Consider the following 19162-nt stretch of genomic DNA (forward strand, 5'->3'; position numbering starts at 1 on the left):
ATCACGTCCGAACGCGGGCGTTGTCCGGAGCTCGCGGAAGCGTTGTGGGACAGGGCGTTCGATCCTCGCGGTGGCACGTTCACCACGACCGTGCAGCGCCGGCACGCCGCCCGCGGCCGACTCGACCCGCGCGGGGCTCTAGCGGTGGGCGATGCCGTCCAGGCGCAGCGTCGTGGACTCGTCGCGGTGGCTGCCGCCGGTGCCGACGTGCTTGGCGCTGATCTCCGCGCCGTTCTTGAGCACGTGGTACAGCGCCATGCCGTGGCCGCGGCCCAGGTCGTAGTCGGTCTTCAGCCACTCCAGGAACACACCGGCCTTCGTCGTGCCGTCGTACCCGCGTTCGGTGGCGGCGGCCAGCAGTTCGGCCGGGGTCTTGCCGGTCTTCTTCTCGGCGCCGTCGAGGTAGGCCTGGAAGGACATCGCGGTCTCCGTTCGTCGTTGGGACGAGCGTAGGACAACTACGGCTGTCTTGACAAGAAAATTTGTCGGTGGAGCACGCACGCTGGACGGGTTTTGAGTCCGTTGGCTCTGCCACTGCAGCTAGCGGCGGCGGGCGCGGGCCAGGGATCGGGCGCGGATGACCAGGTCGTCCACCAGGTGCTCGTCGACCAGCGGCGGCACGCCCGACTCGTCGGTGCAGCAGCGGGGCTTGGTGCGCTTCTCCGACATCCGCGGCCGTACGCCGGCCATCTCGTAGAGCGCTTCGTAGAGGTCCAGGCCCGGGTCGTCGTCGTGCGGGCCCACCAGGAGCACCCACACGACGTCGGGGGAGGGGAAGGCGACCACGACGCGGTCGGCGCCGCGGAGGTGCTTCACGCACAGGCGTGGCAGCGGCTCTGGGCCGGTGACGCGGTAGCCGAGGGCGGCGCAGCCGGAGTGGGCGAGTTCGTCCAGGAACCGTTCGTAGGCCACGCGGGCGCGGCCGCGCAGGCCGTCGGCCTGGGCGTGTGCGGTGTGGGTCTCGATTACCTCGATCAAGCCGGGCGGACCACGCGTCCCCTGCCGCTGCGCATCTCGTCCAGGGAGGTGGCGAGGTCCTGGCGGTCCAGCAGTGACTGGTCGCTCAGGCGGCGGTGGACTTCGTCGATGAGGCCGCGGGTCTTGCCGGCGCGGCGGAGGTCGGAGACGAGGTGGAGGACCTCGTGCAGGCGCACGGTGTCGAGCAGCATGCGCGGTTCCTGGCTGTGGATGGCCAGCACGCCCTCGCGGGCCCAGGCCTTCACGGTCTTCTCGGTGAGGTCGAGGAGTTCGCCTGCCACCACGGGGCGTACGGGTGGGGCCTGGCGGAGGGTCTTCGCCACCACGCCGTCGAGGCGCGCGCGGCGTTCGTCGTCCTCGGACAGGGACGACGCGACGGCTTCGAGTTCCTCGATCGTGTCGAAGAGGTCGCGGATCTGGGCGGCCTCGGTCGCGACGGACATGGCTACTCCTCCCGTTGACTACCGATTATCCACCTTTTTTTCGGTAGTCGTCAACGGCCCCGGAGCAGGGATCCGGGGCCGTCGCGCGCAGGATCAGGAGGAGAAGAAGAGGCCGGCCAGACCGTGGTGCTTGCGGTGGCCGTAGCCGTAGCCGGCGTGACCGCCGTGGTGGTGGTGGATCTGCTGCGGCGCGGCACCCCACGCGGGCTGGGCCGGCTGCGGGTAGGCGACGGGCGGCGGGGCAGGAGCCGCGGGCGGCGGCGTGTGCATCTGGGCCTCGAGGCGCGTGATCGACTCGAGCTCGCCGTAGTCGAGGAAGACCCCGCGGCAGCCGTCGCACTGCTCGATGTGAACGCCCATGCGGTCGAACGTGCGCATGTTCGCATGACACTTGGGACACTGCATCGTGGTGAGCCTCCTGCGGTGGGACCGGACAAAAACGATATTAGCCGCGGTCTCCGTTCTCGTGCGTCGTGACGATCCGACGACAAGCCTCGACCAGCGGTTCCACAGCTTGCAGACCGGTCACTAGTGCCCGCGCTGCCATCTGCACAACGTACGCCTGAGCCGGAATGTTGAGGACATCCCATTCCGATGTCGTCAGGGCCACACCGCCCGTTTCACGGTAGGCGTTCAGGAACCGCGCCCAAAGATCACCGGGCAGGATTCCCGCGGCGAACAAAGCCGCAGGTCGGGCCAGGTCCCAGACCGGGTTACCGACCCCCAGGTCGTCCACGTCGATGAGTCGCCACGACCCCAGGTGAACCAGTTGCCCAAGGTGCCAATCGCCGTGGATCAACGCACGCCCGTTCATGTCCAACGGCGGCAAGACCTCGTACGCCCGCAACACGACATCGGCATGCGGCAACTCCGGCGGCAACGCCCGAATGGCCCGCACAATCCGTTCCGGTGCACCGGCCACAGGCCCCTGCACGGGCAAAGCGTGCAACCGGGCCAGCAGCGCCGCGCTCTCCTCCCACGGCGCCGCGTCGGGGTCGGCCTGGCTCACCGGCGTGCCGTACGGCCACACCGTCACCGGCCGGTCGTCCACGAACTGCACGGACTTCAGCGGCGGCACGAACAACTCGGGATGGGCCGCCGCGATCTCCAGCCGCTGCGTCAACGCCGCCACGTCGGTGTCCGCCGGCAACGCCTTGGCCACCACGTCGCCGACGCGCACGACCACGACGTCGCCGCGGTCACCGCCGAGCACCTCGGGGGCGGCGGAGGAGCCGGTCAACGAGGCCATCGCCGCGATCAGGTCGTCCACGCGCACAGTGAATCAGGCGCGTCGCGGCGACCCGTGCAGGAGTGGATCGGATCAGTTGGCGATGCAGATCGTCTTCACCGGCTGCACATACGTTTTCGCGTCGTCACCGTCGCACAGCGCGCGATCCGCCTTGCCGTCGACGACCTTGGTGACCTTGCGCGCGTCAGCCTCGCACGCCACCCGTTCGAAGTACTGGTTGACCGCCTTGAGGCAGTCGCCCTCCCGGACGTTGAGGACGTAGCAGAGCCGCGTCTTGCCGCTCGTCCGCGTGCGGCCGGACGACTCCGTCAGGTAGTCGCCCTCGGGGCACATCGTGCGCCGCTCACGGGACGAAACCCGGTACACGGCCTCAGAAGAAGAACAGTCCACTTCGGTCATCTCGACCTCGGTGCTGTTCACGTCGACCTGCTTGGCGCACTCGCCGACACCGGCCTGCTGCGAGCAGCCGGCGCACCCGGACAGCGCCAGGAGGACCGCGGCGACCAGAGTGGTGGTTCTCACGGCTTCTTCATACAGACGGTCCGGGCCGGTTGGGAGAACGAAAGTGAGATCTCCGGGTTCTTGCACTTCGACTTGTCGGACACGTCCAGGAGGTTCTCCTCGACCCTGACCGCGCCGGGGTGGTCGCAGTCGCCGCGGACGAGGACGGCCTTGTCCGTGTTGCGGAACTGCTGCGACTTGAAGCACACACCCACGTGCAGAGTCGGCAGATAGCAGGTCATCTCGTCGTCCCTGGGAACCGCCGTGTAGTCACCGGGCGGGCAGGTCTTCTCGATCGCTCCGACCTCGAACTCCCGGCCCGTCGACCGCGAGCTCCGCCCGGCGGCGCTGCACGCGACCTCTTCGAACGTGAGGTCCGCCGCGTCGTGCCGAACCTGCTTCACGCACTCGCCCACCAGCGGGTTCGGGGCGAGATCGCGCGCCACGAAGTAGACGATCGGTACGATGATGACGAGGGCGCACGCGGTTGCGATGACGCCGTAGTACCGGCTTTCGAACTTCTGCACGCGCGACAAAGCCGTCCCCGGAAGATCTTGACGAAGCGCGACATGTCTAGCGCACGCACGAACGCGGTACCCCCGTTTTGACCCGGGTAGACGTGGGCGGGTATCTTTGCTACTCGTGCCCGACCCATGTCGGGCCGCTCCGCGTGCCCGTGAGGCAGCGGTGTCCTCCACTCGCAGGGGCAGTTGAACTGTTGCCTGCGGACCTTGGGAGCGGGCGACACGCCCGACCTCGGGTGCAGAGAGGGAACAAGAAACACGAGGGTGAACCGCAAGGGGATCCCGCAAGACGGAAGAAGCAGCCGGCGAATGCCAACGATCCAGCAGCTGGTCCGCAAGGGCCGCCAGGACAAGGTGGCGAAGCAGAAGACGGCGGCCCTCAAGGGCTCGCCGCAGCGGCGCGGTGTGTGCACCCGCGTTTACACCACCACCCCCAAGAAGCCGAACTCCGCACTGCGCAAGGTCGCTCGCGTGAAGCTGACCAGCGGTATCGAGGTCACGGCGTACATCCCCGGTGAGGGTCACAACCTCCAGGAGCACTCGATGGTGCTCGTGCGCGGTGGTCGTGTGAAGGACCTCCCGGGTGTTCGTTACAAGATCATCCGTGGCTCTCTCGACACCCAGGGTGTCAAGAACCGCAAGCAGGCTCGCAGCCGTTATGGCGCGAAGAAGGAGAAGAGCTGAGATGCCCCGCAAGGGACCGGCCCCCAGGCGGCCGCTGATCTCCGACCCGGTCTACAGCTCGCCGCTGGTGACCCAGCTCATCAACAAGGTGCTGGTCGACGGCAAGCGCTCGGTGGCCGAGAAGATCGTCTACGAAGCGCTCGAGGGTGCTCGCGAGAAGACCGGCACCGACCCGGTCGTCACGCTGAAGCGCGCGCTCGACAACGTCAAGCCGGCCCTCGAGGTCAAGAGCCGCCGCGTCGGTGGCGCGACCTACCAGGTCCCGGTCGAGGTCAAGCCCGGCCGCTCCACCACGCTGGCGCTGCGCTGGCTGATCACCTTCTCCCGGCAGCGCCGTGAGAAGACGATGGTCGAGCGTCTGATGAACGAGCTGCTCGATGCGAGCAACGGTCTCGGTGCGAGCGTCAAGCGCCGTGAGGACACGCACAAGATGGCCGAGTCCAACAAGGCCTTCGCCCACTACCGCTGGTGATGTGACGCCCGGCCTGGACGACAGGCCGGGCGCTCCCAGCCCTAGTGAGCTCACAAGCTCAAGACAGGGGAAAGACCCGTGGCACAGGACGTGCTCACTGATCTCGCCAAGGTCCGCAACATCGGGATCATGGCGCACATCGACGCGGGCAAGACCACGACGACCGAGCGGATCCTCTTCTACACCGGGATCAGCTACAAGATCGGCGAGGTTCACGACGGCGCGGCCGTGATGGACTGGATGGAGCAGGAGCAGGAGCGCGGCATCACGATCACGTCGGCCGCGACGACCTGCTACTGGAAAGACCACCAGATCAACCTGATCGACACGCCCGGCCACGTCGACTTCACCGTCGAGGTCGAGCGCAACCTGCGCGTCCTCGACGGCGCCGTTGCCGTCTTCGACGGCAAGGAGGGCGTCGAGCCGCAGTCCGAGCAGGTCTGGCGGCAGGCGACCAAGTACGACGTCCCGCGCATCTGCTTCGTCAACAAGATGGACAAGCTCGGCGCGGACTTCTACTTCACGATCAAGACGATCCAGGACCGGCTGGCCGCCAAGCCGCTGCCGATCCAGATCCCGATCGGTGCCGAGAGCGACTTCATCGGCGTCGTCGACCTGATCGAGATGCGTGCGCTCACGTGGCGCGGCGAGGTCCAGAAGGGCGAGGACTACGCCATCGAGGAGATCCCCGCGGATCTCGTCGAGCGCGCGCAGGAGTACCGCGAGCAGCTCCTCGAGGCCGTCGCCGAGACCGACGACGCGCTGACCGAGAAGTACTTCGAGCAGGGTGACCTGTCCGTCGCCGAGATCAAGGCGGGCCTCCGCAAGATCGTCGCCGAGGGCACCGCCTACCCGATCCTCTGCGGCTCCGCGTTCAAGAACAAGGGCGTCCAGCCCATGCTCGACGCGGTGATCGACTTCCTGCCGTCGCCGCTCGACCTCCCGCCGGTCGAGGGCACGCTGCAGGACGGCGAGACCGTCGTGTCGCGCAAGGCCTCCTCCGAGGAGCCCTTCTCGGCGCTGGCGTTCAAGATCGCCGTGCACCCGTTCTTCGGCAAGCTGACCTACATCCGGGTCTACTCGGGCAAGGTCGCCTCCGGCACCCAGGTCGTCAACGCGACCAAGGACCGGAAGGAGCGCATCGGGAAGATCTTCCAGATGCACGCCAACAAGGAGAACCCGGTCACCGAGGCCATCGCGGGCCACATCTACGCCGTGATCGGTCTGAAGGACACCACGACCGGTGAGACCCTTGCCGACCCGGCGCACCCGATCGTGCTCGAGTCGATGACCTTCCCCGAGCCCGTCATCCAGGTGGCCATCGAGCCCAAGACGAAGGCGGACCAGGAGAAGCTCGGCACCGCGATCCAGAAGCTGGCCGAGGAGGACCCGACGTTCCGGGTCAACCTCGACCAGGAGACCGGCCAGACCATCATCGCCGGCATGGGCGAGCTCCACCTGGACATCCTGGTGGACCGCATGCGCCGCGAGTTCAAGGTCGAGGCCAACATCGGCAAGCCTCAGGTGGCGTACCGGGAGACCATCCGCAAGGCGGTGGAGAAGTACTCCTACACCCACAAGAAGCAGACCGGTGGCTCCGGCCAGTTCGCGAAGGTGCTCGTCACCGTCGAGCCGCTGGAGAAGAAGGAAGACGGCGCGCTCTACGAGTTCGTCAACGCCGTCACCGGTGGTCGCATCCCCCGCGAGTACATCCCGTCGGTCGACGCGGGTGCGCAGGACGCGCTGCAGTACGGCGTGCTGGCGGGCTACCCGCTGGTCGGCGTGAAGGTGACGCTGCTCGACGGCGCCTACCACGAGGTCGACTCCTCGGAAATGGCGTTCAAGATCGCTGGTTCGATGGCCCTCAAGGAAGCCGCCCGTCAGGCGTCTCCCGCGATCCTCGAGCCTCTGATGGCCGTCGAGGTCACGACGCCCGAGGAGTACATGGGTGACGTGATCGGCGACCTGAACTCCCGCCGTGGCCAGATCCAGGCCATGGAGGAGCGCAGCGGCGTCCGTGTCGTCAAGGCACTGGTTCCGCTGTCGGAAATGTTCGGGTACGTGGGTGACCTGCGGTCCAAGACCCAGGGTCGTGCCAACTACTCGATGGTGTTCGACTCCTACGCAGAGGTTCCCGCGAACGTCTCGAAGGAGATCATCGCGAAGGCGACCGGGGAGTAATTCCCCAACCGGAGCACCGCAGTTCCATCGCGGGCTCTCCGGGGGTGATCCCTGGGGTCCGCACTTTTCGACCCTGACGTGTAGTCCGGCGGGTGGCCACAGATGCCCGCCGGACCAGCAAAAAAGAAGTCCAGGAGGACAATCCAGTGGCCAAGGCGAAGTTCGAGCGGACGAAGCCGCACGTCAACATCGGCACCATCGGTCACATCGACCATGGCAAGACCACGCTGACCGCGGCGATCTCCAAGGTTCTGCACGACGCGTACCCCGATGTCAACGCCTCGTTCGCGTTCGACCAGATCGACAAGGCGCCGGAAGAGAAGCAGCGCGGCATCACGATCTCGATCGCGCACATCGAGTACCAGACGGAGAACCGTCACTACGCGCACGTCGACTGCCCCGGGCACGCCGACTACATCAAGAACATGATCACCGGCGCGGCGCAGATGGACGGCGCCATCCTCGTTGTGGCGGCGACCGACGGTCCCATGCCGCAGACGAAGGAGCACGTCCTCCTGGCCCGCCAGGTCGGCGTCCCCTACATCGTTGTCGCCCTGAACAAGGCCGACATGGTGGACGACGAGGAGATCCTGGAGCTCGTCGAGCTCGAGGTCCGCGAGCTGCTCTCCGAGTACGAGTTCCCGGGCGACGACCTGCCGGTCGTGCGCGTCTCGGCGCTGAAGGCGCTCGAGGGCGACGAGCAGTGGGGCAAGTCCGTTCTCGAGCTCATGGCCGCCGTTGACACGGCGATCCCGGAGCCGGAGCGCGACACCGAGAAGCCGTTCCTCATGCCCGTCGAGGACGTCTTCACGATCACCGGTCGCGGCACCGTGGTGACCGGTCGCATCGAGCGCGGCATCATCAACGTGAACTCCGAGATCGAGATCGTCGGTATCAAGGAGACGTCGAAGAAGACGACGGTCACCTCGATCGAGATGTTCAAGAAGTTCCTCGACGAGGGCCGCGCCGGCGACAACGCCGCGCTGCTGCTCCGCGGCATCAAGCGCGAGGAGGTGGAGCGCGGCATGGTCATCGTCAAGCCGGGCACCACGACCCCGCACACCGAGTTCACCGCGCAGGTCTACATCCTGTCGAAGGACGAGGGTGGCCGCCACACGCCGTTCTTCAACAACTACCGTCCGCAGTTCTACTTCCGGACGACGGACGTGACCGGCGTTGTGACCCTCCCCGAGGGCACCGAGATGGTCATGCCGGGTGACACCACCGGTATGGACGTCAAGCTCATCCAGCCGATCGCCATGGACGAGGGCCTCCGCTTCGCGATCCGCGAGGGTGGCCGCACCGTCGGCGCCGGCTCGGTCACCAAGATCATCAAGTGACCTAGCTCGACCCAGTTCGGCGACAGGCCGGGCCAACGATCTTCGTTGGCCCGGCCTTCGTCGTTGAACGGCGAAATGTGCGTCAGCTCACCCCTGGGCGCACGGCCGCGGAGACGTTCCGGGGATCCTGTTGCCGGACAACGGAACCGGTCGGCCCGACCCTCCACACGCGACGGAGGCGGCGGCTCACCGGCCAAGATCCGGACGTGATCTGGCTCCAAGTCACCCACCCCGATTTGGATCGCCTCCCGCCCGTGTGGCATCCTTTACGGGTTGCTCGATGAAGGGCCGGGTTCGCCTCGTGCGTGCCCGGAAGTTTCGATCGAGCGTCCGCGCCCTGTTAGTGAACGCCTCCTTGCGGAGATGGGCATCAGGGTGCAAGGGCTGTGGTAGGCCCAATCCCACCGGGGAGACCTTGAGTGGGACCGGTATGCGCACCGGGCGCGACACGCCCGACCGCGTGGACCGGGCACCATGACACTTCAACAGGGGCGGAGCGCGCCAAGAGGCTGTAACAGGCCTCATCCGAGGCACCGCACCGCAGCGGTAACGAGAAGCAGAGGAACGGCAAGCCATCATGGCGGGACAAAAGATCCGCATCCGGCTCAAGGCCTACGACCACGAAGCGATCGACGCGTCTGCGCGCAAGATCGTGGAGACCGTGACGCGCACCGGCGCTCGGGTCGTCGGGCCGGTGCCGCTGCCCACTGAGAAGAACGTGTACTGCGTCATCCGCTCGCCGCACAAGTACAAGGACTCGCGCGAGCACTTCGAGATGCGCACGCACAAGCGGCTGATCGACATCCTCGACCCGACGCCGAAGACGGTGGACGCGCTCATGCGCATCGACCTGCCGGCCAGTGTCGACGTCAACATCCAGTAAGCGTTGGGCGCGGAGAGTAACGGACCAATGTCTGACAGGCAGATGAAGGGCATCCTGGGCACCAAGCTCGGCATGACTCAGGTCTTCGACGAGAACAACCGGGTCGTCCCGGTGACCGTCGTCAAGGCTGAGCCCAATGTCGTGACCCAGGTTCGCACCGAGGAGAAGGACGGCTACACCGCCGTCCAGCTGGCGGCCGGCGCGATTGACCCGCGCAAGGTCAACAAGCCCGTCGCGGGCCACTTCGCCAAGGCCGGGGTCACGCCCCGTCGCCACCTGGTGGAGCTGCGCACGGTCGACGCCAGCGACTACGAGGTCGGCCAGGAGATCACCGCTGAGGTGTTCGAGGCCGGCGCTGTTGTCGACATCACCGGCACCAGCAAGGGCAAGGGCACCGCAGGTGTCATGAAGCGCCACAACTTCAAGGGCCTCGGCTCCAGCCACGGCACCCAGCGCAAGCACCGCTCGCCGGGTTCCATCGGTGGCTGCGCCACGCCTGGTCGCGTCTTCAAGGGTCTGCGCATGGCCGGCCGCATGGGCCACGTGCGCGTCACGACCCAGAACCTGAAGGTGCACAAGATCGATGCCGAGAACGGCCTGCTGCTCATCAAGGGCGCTGTTCCCGGCCCCAAGGGTGGTCTGGTGTTCGTCCGGACTGCCGCGAAGGGTGGTGCCTGATGTCGACTGTTGAGATCCGCACCCCGGACGGCAAGTCCGCCGGCACGGTCGAGCTCCCGTCGGCTGTTTTCGACGCGCAGGCGAACGTCGCGCTGCTGCACCAGGTCGTCGTGGCCCAGCAGGCCGCCGCGCGCCAGGGCACGCACGCCACGAAGACCCGCGGCGAGGTGTCCGGTGGTGGCAAGAAGCCGTACCGCCAGAAGGGCACCGGTCGCGCCCGCCAGGGTTCGACGCGTGCGCCGCAGTTCGCCGGCGGTGGCGTCGTCCACGGCCCGCAGCCGCGTGACTACTCGCAGCGGACGCCCAAGAAGATGAAGGCCGCCGCTCTGCGTGGCGCCCTCTCCGACCGGGCCCGCGCGAACCAGGTCCACGTCGTGTCCGGCCTGGTGGACGGGGACACCCCGTCGACCAAGACCGCGCGCAAGGTCCTGGAGTCGGTCACCCAGGCCCGTCGCGTTCTCGTGGTGCTCAACCGCACCGACGAGGTCTCGTGGGTCAGCGTGCGCAACCTGCAGCACGTGCACGTGATCGCGCCCGACCAGCTCAACACCTACGACGTGCTCGTCAACGACGACGTGGTGTTCACCAAGGACTCGCTCGACGTGTTCCTCGCCAGCAAGGCCCAGTCGGGCTCGGGCTCGGCCGAGGCCACGGCGACTGTCGTGACTGCCGACTCTGATGAAGATGGGGAGGGTTCCAAGTGATCCCCGACCACAGGGACATTTTGCTCGCACCGGTGATCTCCGAGAAGTCCTACGGGCTGCTCGAGGAGAACAAGTACACCTTCCTGGTGGCGCCGGGTTCGAACAAGACCCAGATCAAGATCGCCGTGGAGAAGGTCTTCGGCGTGAAGGTCGTCAGCGTCAACACCATCAACCGGCAGGGCAAGCGCAAGCGCACCCGCACCGGGTTCGGCAAGCGCAAGGACACGAAGCGCGCGATCGTGACGCTGTCGGCTGACAGCAAGGCGATCGAGATCTTCGGCGGCCCTGCCGCCTGATGACGAGGACTGCGTAGAGATGGGCATTCGCAAGTACAAGCCGACGACTCCCGGTCGTCGCGGTGCGAGCGTCTCCGACTTCGCCGAGATCACTCGGTCGACTCCGGAGAAGTCGCTGATCCGCCCGCTGCACAAGCTGGGTGGCCGCAACGCCTCGGGCAAGATCACCACGCGGCACAAGGGTGGCGGTCACAAGCGGGCTTACCGCCTGATCGACTTCCGTCGCAACGACAAGGACGGCGTGCCGGCCAAGGTCGCTCACATCGAGTACGACCCCAACCGCACCGCTCGCATCGCGCTGCTGCACTACGCGGACGGCGAGAAGCGCTACATCATCGCCCCGGACAAGCTCAAGCAGGGTGACACGGTTGAGAACGGCCCCAAGGCCGACATCAAGCCGGGCAACAACCTGCCGCTGCGCAACATCCCGGTCGGTTCCGTGATCCACGCGATCGAGCTCCGCCCCGGCGGCGGCGCGAAGATCGCCCGCTCGGCCGGTGCCTCGGTCCAGCTCGTGGCGAAGGACGGCCCGTACGCCCAGCTGCGGATGCCCTCGGGCGAAATCCGCAACGTGGACGTGCGCTGCCGCGCCACGCTGGGCGCCGTCGGCAACGCCGAGCACCAGAACATCAACTGGGGCAAGGCCGGCCGCATGCGGTGGAAGGGCAAGAAGCCCACCGTCCGCGGTGTCGCCATGAACCCGGTCGACCACCCGCACGGTGGTGGTGAAGGTAAGACCTCCGGTGGTCGCCACCCGGTCAACCCGGCTGGTAAGCCCGAGGGTCGTACCCGCCGCCGCAAGCCAAGCGACAAGCTCATCGTCCGGCGTCGTCGCACCGGTAAGAAGCGCTGAGCAGGGAGGGAGTGAAGGATGCCTCGCAGCCTTAAGAAGGGTCCCTTCGTCGACGACCACCTGCTCAAGAAGGTGGACGTTCAGAACGAAGCGGGCAAGAAGACCGTCATCAAGACGTGGTCCCGCCGGTCCACGATCATCCCGGACATGCTCGGCCACACCATCGCGGTGCACGACGGTCGCAAGCACGTCCCGGTGTTCGTGACCGAGGCCATGGTCGGGCACAAGCTGGGCGAGTTCGCCCCGACCCGCACCTTCAAGGGCCACATCAAGGACGACCGGAAGTCTCGTCGCCGCTAGGCGCCGAACTGAGAAGAGCAAGGGAAAAGCAGCGATGAACGCCCGTAAGGACGCTGAGGCAGCGGAGTTTCCGCGCGCCGTGGCTCGGGCTCGTTACGTTCGCGACACCCCCATGAAGGTGCGTCGCGTCATCGAGCTCATCAAGGGTCGTAACGCCAGCGAGGCCCTGGCCGTGCTCCAGTTCGCGCCCCAGGCCGCCTCTGAGCCGGTCGCGAAGGTGCTCGCCAGCGCCATGGCCAACGCCGAGAACAACCTGTCCCTGGACCCCTCCACCCTCTGGGTGTCGGTGGCCTACGTGGACGAGGGTCCGACCCTCAAGCGTTTCCGCCCGCGTGCCCAGGGCCGCGCGTACCGGATCCGCAAGCGGACGAGCCACATCACCATCGAGGTGGAGTCTCGTCCCAAGAAGACCAGCGCGAAGGGAACGCGGTAGTGGGCCAGAAGATCAACCCGCACGGCTTCCGGCTGGGGATCACCACCGACTGGAAGTCCCGCTGGTACGCAGACAAGCAGTACGCCGAGTACGTGGCGGAGGACGTCAAGATCCGCCGCCTGCTCAGCAAGGGCATGGAGCGTGCCGGCATCTCCAAGGTGGAGATCGAGCGGACCCGTGACCGGGTGCGCGTCGACATCCACACCGCCCGGCCGGGCATCGTCATCGGTCGTCGTGGTGCCGAGGCGGACCGCATCCGCGGTGAGCTCGAGAAGCTCACCAAGAAGCAGGTCCAGCTGAACATCCTCGAGGTCAAGAGCCCCGAGTCGGACGCGCAGCTCGTGGCACAGGGTGTCGCCGAGCAGCTGTCCAACCGCGTCGCCTTCCGGCGCGCGATGCGCAAGGCCATCCAGTCGGCCATGCGTTCGCCGCAGGTCAAGGGCATCCGCGTGCAGTGCGGCGGTCGCCTCGGCGGCGCCGAGATGTCCCGCTCGGAGCACTACCGCGACGGCCGCGTGCCGCTGCACACGCTCCGCGCGAACATCGACTACGGCTTCTTCGAGGCCCGCACCACGTTCGGCCGCATCGGCGTGAAGGTGTGGATCTACAAGGGCGACATCGTCGGTGGCATCTCCGCCAAGCGCGCGCTCGACGCGGCTGCGCCTTCGCAGGCCGACCGCGCTCCGCGCCGCGACCGTGGCGAGCGTCCGAACCGGGCCCGTCGCTCGGGTGCCAGCGGCACCACCGCGACGAGCACCGAGGCCGGCCGTGCCGCAGCTGACGCTTCCGCGTCAGCCGAGGCCCCGGCTTCTGCAGAGAAGACGGAGAGCTGAGTCATGCTCATCCCTCGTAGGGTCAAGCACCGCAAGCAGCACCACCCGAAGCGGTCGGGCGCTGCCAAGGGCGGCACGAAGGTCACCTTCGGTGAGTTCGGCATCCAGGCTCTGGAGCCGGCGTACGTCACCAACAGGCAGATCGAGTCCGCTCGTATCGCCATCACGCGCCACATCCGTCGTGGCGGCAAGGTCTGGATCAACATCTTCCCGGACCGTCCGCTGACGAAGAAGCCGGCCGAGACCCGCATGGGTTCCGGTAAGGGTTCGCCGGAGTGGTGGGTGGCCAACGTCAAGCCGGGTCGCGTCCTCTTCGAGATGGCCTTCCCGAACGAGCAGGTCGCTCGCGAGGCGCTCCGCCGCGCGATCCACAAGCTCCCGATGAAGTGCCGCATCGTTACGCGTGAGGGTGGTGAGTTCTGATGGCAGCGGGTACCACCGCTTCCGAGCTGCGTGAGCTCACCGAGGAAGAGCTCGTGCTGCGTCTGAAGGAATCGAAGGAAGAGCTCTTCAACCTTCGCTTCCAGATGGCCACGGGCCAGCTCGACAACAACCGGCGGCTGCGCACGGTCCGGCACGACATCGCCCGGATCTACACCGTGATGCGGGAGCGGGAGCTCGGGCTCTCCGTTTCGCCGGATTCCACTGGTGAGGGTGCGGCATGACCGAAAGCAACGAAGTCCAGACCGAGAAGCGCAACGACCGCAAGGTCCGCGAGGGCCTCGTCGTGTCCGACAAGATGGACAAGACGATCGTGGTTGCGCTGGAAGACCGCAAGAAGCACCCGCGTTACTCCAAGGTCATGCGCTCCACCACCAAGGTGAAGGCGCACGACGAGGAGAACACGGCGGGCATCGGCGACCGCGTCCTGCTCATGGAGACCCGGCCCCTGTCGGCGACCAAGCGCTGGCGGCTCGTCGAGGTCCTCGAGAAGGCCAAGTAGTTCTTCCTTTCTAGACAGACCGAGCCCGTCGGGTCGGAAATCCGGCGGGCCAGGAATGGTCAAGGAGCAAGTAAGTGATTCAGCAGGAGTCGCGGCTTCGTGTCGCCGACAACACCGGTGCGAAGGAGATCCTTTGCATCCGTGTTCTCGGTGGTTCGGGCCGCCGCTACGCGGGCATCGGCGACATCATCGTCGCGACCGTCAAGGACGCGATCCCGGGCGCCGGCGTGAAGAAGGGTGACGTCGTCAAGGCCGTCATCGTTCGCACCGTCAAGGAGCGCCGCCGCGCGGATGGCTCGTACATCCGCTTCGACGAGAACGCCGCCGTGCTCATCAAGAACGACAACGAGCCCCGCGGTACGCGCATCTTCGGCCCGGTCGGGCGCGAGCTGCGCGACAAGAGGTTCATGAAGATCATCTCGCTGGCTCCGGAGGTGCTCTGACCATGAAGGTGAAGAAGGGCGACACGGTCGTCGTCATCGCCGGCAAGGACAAGGGCGCGAAGGGCAAGGTCATCCAGGCCTACCCGGAGACCGGCAAGGTCCTGGTCGAGGGCGTCAACCGGATCAAGAAGCACACCAAGATCACGCAGACCCAGCGGGGCGCGCAGTCTGGTGGCATCGTGACCCAGGAAGCCCCGATCAACGTCTCCAACGTGATGGTGGTCGACTCGGACGGCAAGCCGACCCGTGTTGGTTACCGGACGAACGACGAGGGCAAGCGGGTCCGCATTTCCCGTCGTAACGGGAAGGACATCTGATCATGACTACCGCAGAGAAGATCATCCCGCGGCTCAAGACGCGCTACCGCGACGAGGTCAAGGGCGAGCTGCAGAAGCAGTTCTCCTTCGCCAACGTGATGCAGATCCCGGGCGTCGTGAAGGTCGTCGTCAACATGGGTGTCGGCGACGCCGCCCGTGACGGCAAGCTGATCGAGGGCGCCGTGCGCGACCTCTCGATCATCACCGGCCAGCGTCCCGAGGTTCGTCGGGCCCGCAAGTCCATCGCGCAGTTCAAGCTGCGCGAGGGCATGCCGATCGGCGCGCGCGTCACGCTGCGCGGCGACCGCATGTGGGAGTTCCTCGACCGCCTGCTGACGATCGCGCTGCCCCGCATCCGCGACTTCCGCGGCCTGTCGGGCAAGCAGTTCGACGGCAACGGCAACTACACGTTCGGTCTGAACGAGCAGTCGATGTTCCACGAGATCGACCCGGACGCTATCGACCGGCCTCGCGGCATGGACATCACCGTCGTCACCACCGCCACGAACGACGAGGAGGGCCGGGCGCTGCTGAAGCACCTGGGCTTCCCGTTCAAGGAGAACTGAGTCGATGGCCAAGAAGGCGTTGATCAACAAGGCCGCGAAGAAGCCGAAGTTCAAGGTCCGGGGTTACACCCGGTGCCAGCGTTGCGGCCGCCCCCACGCGGTGTTCCGCAAGTTCGGCCTCTGCCGGATCTGCCTGCGCGAGATGGCTCACCGCGGTGAGCTGCCTGGCGTGAGCAAGTCCAGCTGGTAATTCAAAGCTCCATTACTTCGCTGTAGGCCCGCACACGACCGTCCTGTCCTCCCCTCCGGGGGAGGGCGGGTCTGGACCCTGAGCGGTGAACCGCAGCGAGAAAGGTTGACCAGGTCACCATGACGATGACCGACCCGATCGCAGACATGCTCACTCGTCTGCGCAACGCGAACTCGGCTTACCACGACAAGGTCGTGATGCCGCACTCGAAGCTGAAGGCCAACATCGCCGAGATCCTCAAGCGCGAGGGCTACATCGCCTCGTACCGCGACGAGGAGGGCGAGGTCGCGAAGAACCTCGTCGTCGAGCTGAAGTACGGCCCGAACCGGGAGCGCAGCATCGCGGGTCTCCGCCGCGTGTCGAAGCCCGGCCTGCGCGTGTACGCGAAGTCCACCGGTCTGCCCCGAGTCCTCGGTGGCCTCGGTGTGGCGATCATTTCGACCTCTGGTGGTCTCATGACCGACCGCCAGGCCAACAAGGCAGGCGTGGGCGGAGAAGTCCTCGCCTACGTTTGGTAAGGGGGAGTAGACATGTCGCGCATCGGTAAGCAGCCGATTCTTGTCCCCTCCGGGGTCGACGTGAACATCGCCGGCCAGGACGTGAGCATCAAGGGCCCGAAGGGCACCCTGACGCTGACGATCGCTGAGCCGATCAGCCTGGAGAAGGCTGAGGACGGCACGCTCGAGGTCAAGCGCCCGAACGACGAGCGCCGCAACCGCGCGCTCCACGGCCTGTCGCGCACGCTCGTGCACAACATGGTCGTCGGTGTGACCCAGGGTTACGAAAAGAAGATGGAAATCCACGGCGTCGGTTACCGCGTCGCGCTCAAGGGCTCTGAGCTCGAGTTCGCGCTCGGTTACTCGCACCCCGTCAAGGTCGAGGCCCCCGCGGGCATCACCTTCGCGGTCGAGACCCCGACCCGTTTCTCCGTCTCGGGTATCGACAAGCAGCTGGTCGGTGAGGTCGCCGCCAACATCCGCAAGCTGCGCAAGCCCGACCCGTACAAGGGCAAGGGCGTCCGCTACTCGGGCGAGAAGATCCGTCGCAAGGTCGGAAAGACGGGTAAGTGACATGAGCGAGTCGACTGTTACGAAGCGCAAGCCGGTGGGCAAGGACATCTCCACCAGGCGTCGTGTTGCCAAGACCCGTCGCCACTTCCGCCTCCGCAAGAAGGTCAACGGCACCGCCGAGCGTCCGCGCCTGGCCGTGCACCGTTCGTCGAAGCACATCACCGTGCAGATCATCGACGACCTCAAGGGCCACACGATCGCGTCCGCTTCCTCCATGGAGGCCGACGTCCGTGCCCTCGAGGGCGACAAGAAGGCCCGTGCGGCCAAGGTCGGCCAGCTGGCCGCGGCCCGTGCCAAGGACGCCGGCGTCACGGCGGTCGTGTTCGACCGCGGTGGCAACGCGTACCACGGCCGCATCGCCGCTCTGGCTGACGCCGCTCGCGAGGCGGGGCTGGAGTTCTGACAATGATCATCACCGGAATTGAGAGGGACGCCTGATGCCAGGACGTACGCGTCGCGAAGGCGGCGGGGGCGAGCGCGGAGAGCGCCGCGACCGTCGTGACGGCGGCCGCGGCGGCGCGGCCCAGGAGAAGACCCCCCACCTCGAGCGCGTGGTTGCGATCAACCGCGTCTCCAAGGTGGTCAAGGGTGGTCGTCGCTTTAGCTTCACCGCCCTCGTGGTGGTGGGCGACGGCGACGGCATGGTCGGCGTCGGCTACGGCAAGGCCAAGGAAGTTCCCGCGGCCATCGCCAAGGGTGTCGAGGAAGCGAAGAAGAACTTCTTCCGCGTTCCCCGCATCGCCGGCACGATTCCCCACCCGGTCCAGGGTGAGAAGGCCGCTGGTGTGGTCCTGCTGCGTCCGGCCTCGGCCGGTACCGGTGTCATCGCGGGTGGCGCTGTCCGCGCCGTCCTCGAGTGCGCCGGCGTGCACGACGTGCTGTCGAAGTCGCTCGGCTCCGACAACGCGATCAACATCGTGCACGCGACCGTGGCGGCCCTCAAGGGCCTGCAGCGTCCCGAAGAGGTCGCGGCCCGTCGTGGCCTGCCCCTCGAGGACGTCGCCCCCGCCGGCATGATCCGCGCTCGCGCGGGCCAGGGGGTGTGATCATGGCTCAGCTCAAGATCACGCAGGTTCGCAGCACCATCGGTACCAAGCACAACCACCGCGAGTCGATCCGGACCCTCGGGCTCGGCAAGATCCGCAAGTCGGTCGTGCGTGAGGACACCCCCCAGGTCCTCGGCCTCATCAAGGCCGTGCGCCACCTGGTGGTTGTTGAGGAGGTCCAGTCGTGACCATCAAGATCCACGACCTGCGTCCCGCCCCCGGAGCCAAGACCGCCAAGACCCGCGTCGGTCGCGGTGAGGGCTCCAAGGGCAAGACCGCCGGCCGCGGCACGAAGGGCACGGGCGCTCGCAAGAACGTCTCGCCGCGCTTCGAGGGTGGCCAGATGCCGCTGCACATGCGGCTCCCGAAGCTCAAGGGCTTCAAGAACCCGTTCCGCACCGAGTACCAGGTCGTGAACGTCTCCGCCATCGCTGCCTCCTTCCCGGAGGGCGGCACGGTGGACGTTCCCGCGCTGGTGCTGGCGGGCCTCGTCCGCAAGGGCAAGCTCGTCAAGGTGCTGGGCGATGGCGACGTCAGCGTCAAGCTGGACGTCACCGCCGACAAGTTCTCCAAGTCCGCTGTGGAGAAGCTGGCCGCTGCGGGTGGCTCGTCCACCGTCGCGTCCTGATGTTCTGACACCAGAACTCACCGAAGGGCCCCGAGGCATCCGCCTCGGGGCCCTTCGCGTCGGTCGGGTCAGCAGAAGAAGCGGCGCTCGTCCGAGATCGCGTTCTTCGGACCGGTGCCGTCGTACCACTGGACGAGCGTGCGGTAGCTGTAGTGGCCGGTACCTGTGCAGTTGTACGACGCGACCGCGCTGCCGGGCCCGTTGTAGTGGGCCTCGGCGTAGATCTCCCAGGTCCAGCCGAACCGCTGCACGAAGACGTCGACGCTCTGCCGGCACTCTCCCCAGCCCTTGCCGTGCACCCAGCCCCCGCCCGAGGTGGGAGCGTCGGCGGTGTGGCAGGCCAGGATCGACGCGGGGATGGAGTCCACCGTCTTGGCGACGGCCGGTGCGCTCAGGGCTGCCATCGCGGCACCAGTTGCCATGGCGAGGGAAGCGAGACGACGAATCATGGTGATCTCTCCTTGTTTTCGGGGTCGCCAAAGAACGTCGGCGAAGACGGAAATCGAACGGGCGCACCGGAACTCGGCTCGTGCGGCGCGTTTTCGAGCGCCCACGAGGATTGCCTGCGCTGATGCGGAAATGTGCGGCGCTAGGCGGGACGAGTGCC

The 19162-nt window shown here is 66.8% G+C and carries 33 protein-coding genes; 25 read left to right on the top strand and 8 right to left on the bottom strand.

From position 1 onward, the window contains the following. Positions 1-138: 138 nt before the first annotated feature. From ND450_RS35680 to ND450_RS35710, 7 genes are all read right to left on the bottom strand, one after another. Positions 139-420, bottom strand: coding sequence for a DUF4287 domain-containing protein (locus tag ND450_RS35680; RefSeq protein ID WP_253322641.1), 282 nt, complete (start codon positions 418-420; stop codon positions 139-141). 120 nt (positions 421-540) lie between these two features. Beyond that, complete coding sequence (locus ND450_RS35685) at positions 541-978, bottom strand: hypothetical protein (protein ID WP_253322642.1); 438 nt, start codon at positions 976-978, stop codon at positions 541-543. Continuing rightward, a complete protein-coding gene (locus ND450_RS35690) occupies positions 975-1421 on the bottom strand; it encodes a hypothetical protein (protein ID WP_089915338.1) in 447 nt (148 codons plus the stop codon). The genes ND450_RS35685 and ND450_RS35690 overlap by 4 nt, the downstream gene beginning before the upstream one ends. Before the next feature lie 93 nt (positions 1422-1514). Next, positions 1515-1826: a zf-TFIIB domain-containing protein gene (locus ND450_RS35695; protein WP_089915336.1), complete on the bottom strand. Its 312-nt coding sequence runs from the start codon at positions 1824-1826 to the stop codon at positions 1515-1517. Positions 1827-1866: 40 nt separating this feature from the next. Beyond that, positions 1867-2691, bottom strand: coding sequence for a phosphotransferase family protein (locus ND450_RS35700; RefSeq protein ID WP_253322643.1), 825 nt, complete (start codon positions 2689-2691; stop codon positions 1867-1869). 51 nt (positions 2692-2742) lie between these two features. Then, complete coding sequence (locus ND450_RS35705; RefSeq protein WP_253322644.1) at positions 2743-3192, bottom strand: hypothetical protein; 450 nt, start codon at positions 3190-3192, stop codon at positions 2743-2745. Next, positions 3189-3698, bottom strand: coding sequence for a hypothetical protein (locus ND450_RS35710; RefSeq protein WP_253322645.1), 510 nt, complete (start codon positions 3696-3698; stop codon positions 3189-3191). The genes ND450_RS35705 and ND450_RS35710 overlap by 4 nt, the downstream gene beginning before the upstream one ends. Positions 3699-4004: 306 nt before the next feature. Here ND450_RS35710 and rpsL point away from each other — a divergent pair, with 306 nt between their 5' ends. The 25 genes from rpsL (at position 4005) to rplO (ending at position 18555) form a co-directional block, all read left to right on the top strand. Beyond that, positions 4005-4379, top strand: coding sequence for a 30S ribosomal protein S12 (rpsL, locus tag ND450_RS35715; RefSeq protein WP_030473471.1), 375 nt, complete (start codon positions 4005-4007; stop codon positions 4377-4379). Position 4380: 1 nt separating this feature from the next. Further along, positions 4381-4851: a 30S ribosomal protein S7 gene (gene rpsG, locus ND450_RS35720; RefSeq protein WP_030473470.1), complete on the top strand. Its 471-nt coding sequence runs from the start codon at positions 4381-4383 to the stop codon at positions 4849-4851. A 78-nt stretch (positions 4852-4929) separates the two neighbouring features. Further along, positions 4930-7032 carry an elongation factor G gene (gene fusA, locus ND450_RS35725; RefSeq protein WP_253322646.1) on the top strand — a complete coding sequence of 701 codons (2103 nt, stop codon included), beginning with the start codon at positions 4930-4932 and terminating at the stop codon, positions 7030-7032. A gap of 146 nt (positions 7033-7178) precedes the next feature. Then, positions 7179-8372 (top strand): elongation factor Tu, encoded by a 1194-nt coding sequence (gene tuf, locus ND450_RS35730; protein ID WP_086669027.1) that lies wholly within the window; start codon positions 7179-7181, stop codon positions 8370-8372. A gap of 577 nt (positions 8373-8949) precedes the next feature. Next, positions 8950-9255: a 30S ribosomal protein S10 gene (rpsJ, locus tag ND450_RS35735; protein ID WP_003938093.1), complete on the top strand. Its 306-nt coding sequence runs from the start codon at positions 8950-8952 to the stop codon at positions 9253-9255. Positions 9256-9282: 27 nt separating this feature from the next. Then, complete coding sequence (gene rplC, locus ND450_RS35740; protein WP_253322647.1) at positions 9283-9933, top strand: 50S ribosomal protein L3; 651 nt, start codon at positions 9283-9285, stop codon at positions 9931-9933. Continuing rightward, positions 9933-10637, top strand: a complete 705-nt coding sequence (rplD, locus tag ND450_RS35745) for a 50S ribosomal protein L4 (protein ID WP_253322648.1) — start codon at positions 9933-9935, stop codon at positions 10635-10637. Before rplC ends, rplD begins: the two co-directional genes overlap by 1 nt. Beyond that, a complete protein-coding gene (gene rplW, locus ND450_RS35750; RefSeq protein WP_065915972.1) occupies positions 10634-10933 on the top strand; it encodes a 50S ribosomal protein L23 in 300 nt (99 codons plus the stop codon). Before rplD ends, rplW begins: the two co-directional genes overlap by 4 nt. Positions 10934-10952: 19 nt before the next feature. Continuing rightward, positions 10953-11786: a 50S ribosomal protein L2 gene (gene rplB, locus ND450_RS35755; RefSeq protein ID WP_089915298.1), complete on the top strand. Its 834-nt coding sequence runs from the start codon at positions 10953-10955 to the stop codon at positions 11784-11786. Between the two features lie 18 nt (positions 11787-11804). Further along, on the top strand, positions 11805-12086 hold the full coding sequence (rpsS, locus tag ND450_RS35760) for a 30S ribosomal protein S19 (RefSeq protein WP_030478300.1): 282 nt from the start codon (positions 11805-11807) through the stop codon (positions 12084-12086). Between the two features lie 34 nt (positions 12087-12120). Beyond that, positions 12121-12519, top strand: coding sequence for a 50S ribosomal protein L22 (rplV, locus tag ND450_RS35765; RefSeq protein ID WP_089915295.1), 399 nt, complete (start codon positions 12121-12123; stop codon positions 12517-12519). Further along, entirely contained in the window at positions 12519-13352 is an 834-nt protein-coding gene (gene rpsC, locus ND450_RS35770; protein WP_089915292.1) for a 30S ribosomal protein S3, read from the top strand. The genes rplV and rpsC overlap by 1 nt, the downstream gene beginning before the upstream one ends. Positions 13353-13355: 3 nt before the next feature. Beyond that, positions 13356-13775 (top strand): 50S ribosomal protein L16, encoded by a 420-nt coding sequence (rplP, locus tag ND450_RS35775; protein ID WP_089915289.1) that lies wholly within the window; start codon positions 13356-13358, stop codon positions 13773-13775. After that, the gene (rpmC, locus tag ND450_RS35780; RefSeq protein ID WP_089915286.1) at positions 13775-14017 is read left to right on the top strand and encodes a 50S ribosomal protein L29; all 243 of its coding nucleotides are present in this window, start codon (positions 13775-13777) and stop codon (positions 14015-14017) included. Before rplP ends, rpmC begins: the two co-directional genes overlap by 1 nt. Beyond that, on the top strand, positions 14014-14295 hold the full coding sequence (gene rpsQ, locus ND450_RS35785; protein WP_089915284.1) for a 30S ribosomal protein S17: 282 nt from the start codon (positions 14014-14016) through the stop codon (positions 14293-14295). The genes rpmC and rpsQ overlap by 4 nt, the downstream gene beginning before the upstream one ends. A 74-nt stretch (positions 14296-14369) precedes the next feature. Then, the gene (rplN, locus tag ND450_RS35790; RefSeq protein WP_089915281.1) at positions 14370-14738 is read left to right on the top strand and encodes a 50S ribosomal protein L14; all 369 of its coding nucleotides are present in this window, start codon (positions 14370-14372) and stop codon (positions 14736-14738) included. A 2-nt stretch (positions 14739-14740) separates the two neighbouring features. Next, complete coding sequence (rplX, locus tag ND450_RS35795; RefSeq protein ID WP_045309812.1) at positions 14741-15055, top strand: 50S ribosomal protein L24; 315 nt, start codon at positions 14741-14743, stop codon at positions 15053-15055. A gap of 2 nt (positions 15056-15057) precedes the next feature. Further along, positions 15058-15621 (top strand): 50S ribosomal protein L5, encoded by a 564-nt coding sequence (rplE, locus tag ND450_RS35800; protein WP_089915278.1) that lies wholly within the window; start codon positions 15058-15060, stop codon positions 15619-15621. A 4-nt stretch (positions 15622-15625) separates the two neighbouring features. Then, positions 15626-15811, top strand: a complete 186-nt coding sequence (locus ND450_RS35805) for a type Z 30S ribosomal protein S14 (protein WP_030473455.1) — start codon at positions 15626-15628, stop codon at positions 15809-15811. A gap of 119 nt (positions 15812-15930) precedes the next feature. Next, positions 15931-16329 (top strand): 30S ribosomal protein S8, encoded by a 399-nt coding sequence (gene rpsH / locus ND450_RS35810; protein WP_030473454.1) that lies wholly within the window; start codon positions 15931-15933, stop codon positions 16327-16329. A 12-nt stretch (positions 16330-16341) separates the two neighbouring features. Continuing rightward, entirely contained in the window at positions 16342-16881 is a 540-nt protein-coding gene (rplF, locus tag ND450_RS35815) for a 50S ribosomal protein L6 (protein ID WP_089915275.1), read from the top strand. Between the two features lies 1 nt (position 16882). Then, positions 16883-17284: a 50S ribosomal protein L18 gene (gene rplR, locus ND450_RS35820; protein WP_089915272.1), complete on the top strand. Its 402-nt coding sequence runs from the start codon at positions 16883-16885 to the stop codon at positions 17282-17284. A 34-nt stretch (positions 17285-17318) separates the two neighbouring features. Then, the gene (gene rpsE / locus ND450_RS35825) at positions 17319-17927 is read left to right on the top strand and encodes a 30S ribosomal protein S5 (protein ID WP_030473451.1); all 609 of its coding nucleotides are present in this window, start codon (positions 17319-17321) and stop codon (positions 17925-17927) included. A 2-nt stretch (positions 17928-17929) separates the two neighbouring features. After that, the gene (rpmD, locus tag ND450_RS35830; protein ID WP_089915761.1) at positions 17930-18115 is read left to right on the top strand and encodes a 50S ribosomal protein L30; all 186 of its coding nucleotides are present in this window, start codon (positions 17930-17932) and stop codon (positions 18113-18115) included. Next, positions 18112-18555 carry a 50S ribosomal protein L15 gene (gene rplO / locus ND450_RS35835; RefSeq protein WP_166044653.1) on the top strand — a complete coding sequence of 148 codons (444 nt, stop codon included), beginning with the start codon at positions 18112-18114 and terminating at the stop codon, positions 18553-18555. Before rpmD ends, rplO begins: the two co-directional genes overlap by 4 nt. 68 nt (positions 18556-18623) lie before the next feature. Here the strand turns inward: rplO and ND450_RS35840 are convergent, their stop codons facing one another. Further along, a complete protein-coding gene (locus tag ND450_RS35840; protein WP_253322649.1) occupies positions 18624-19004 on the bottom strand; it encodes a hypothetical protein in 381 nt (126 codons plus the stop codon). Between the last annotated feature and the right edge of the window lie 158 nt (positions 19005-19162).

Source organism: Lentzea sp. HUAS12, assembly GCF_024125735.1.
GTDB classification, from domain to species: Bacteria; Actinomycetota; Actinomycetes; order Mycobacteriales; family Pseudonocardiaceae; genus Lentzea; species Lentzea albida.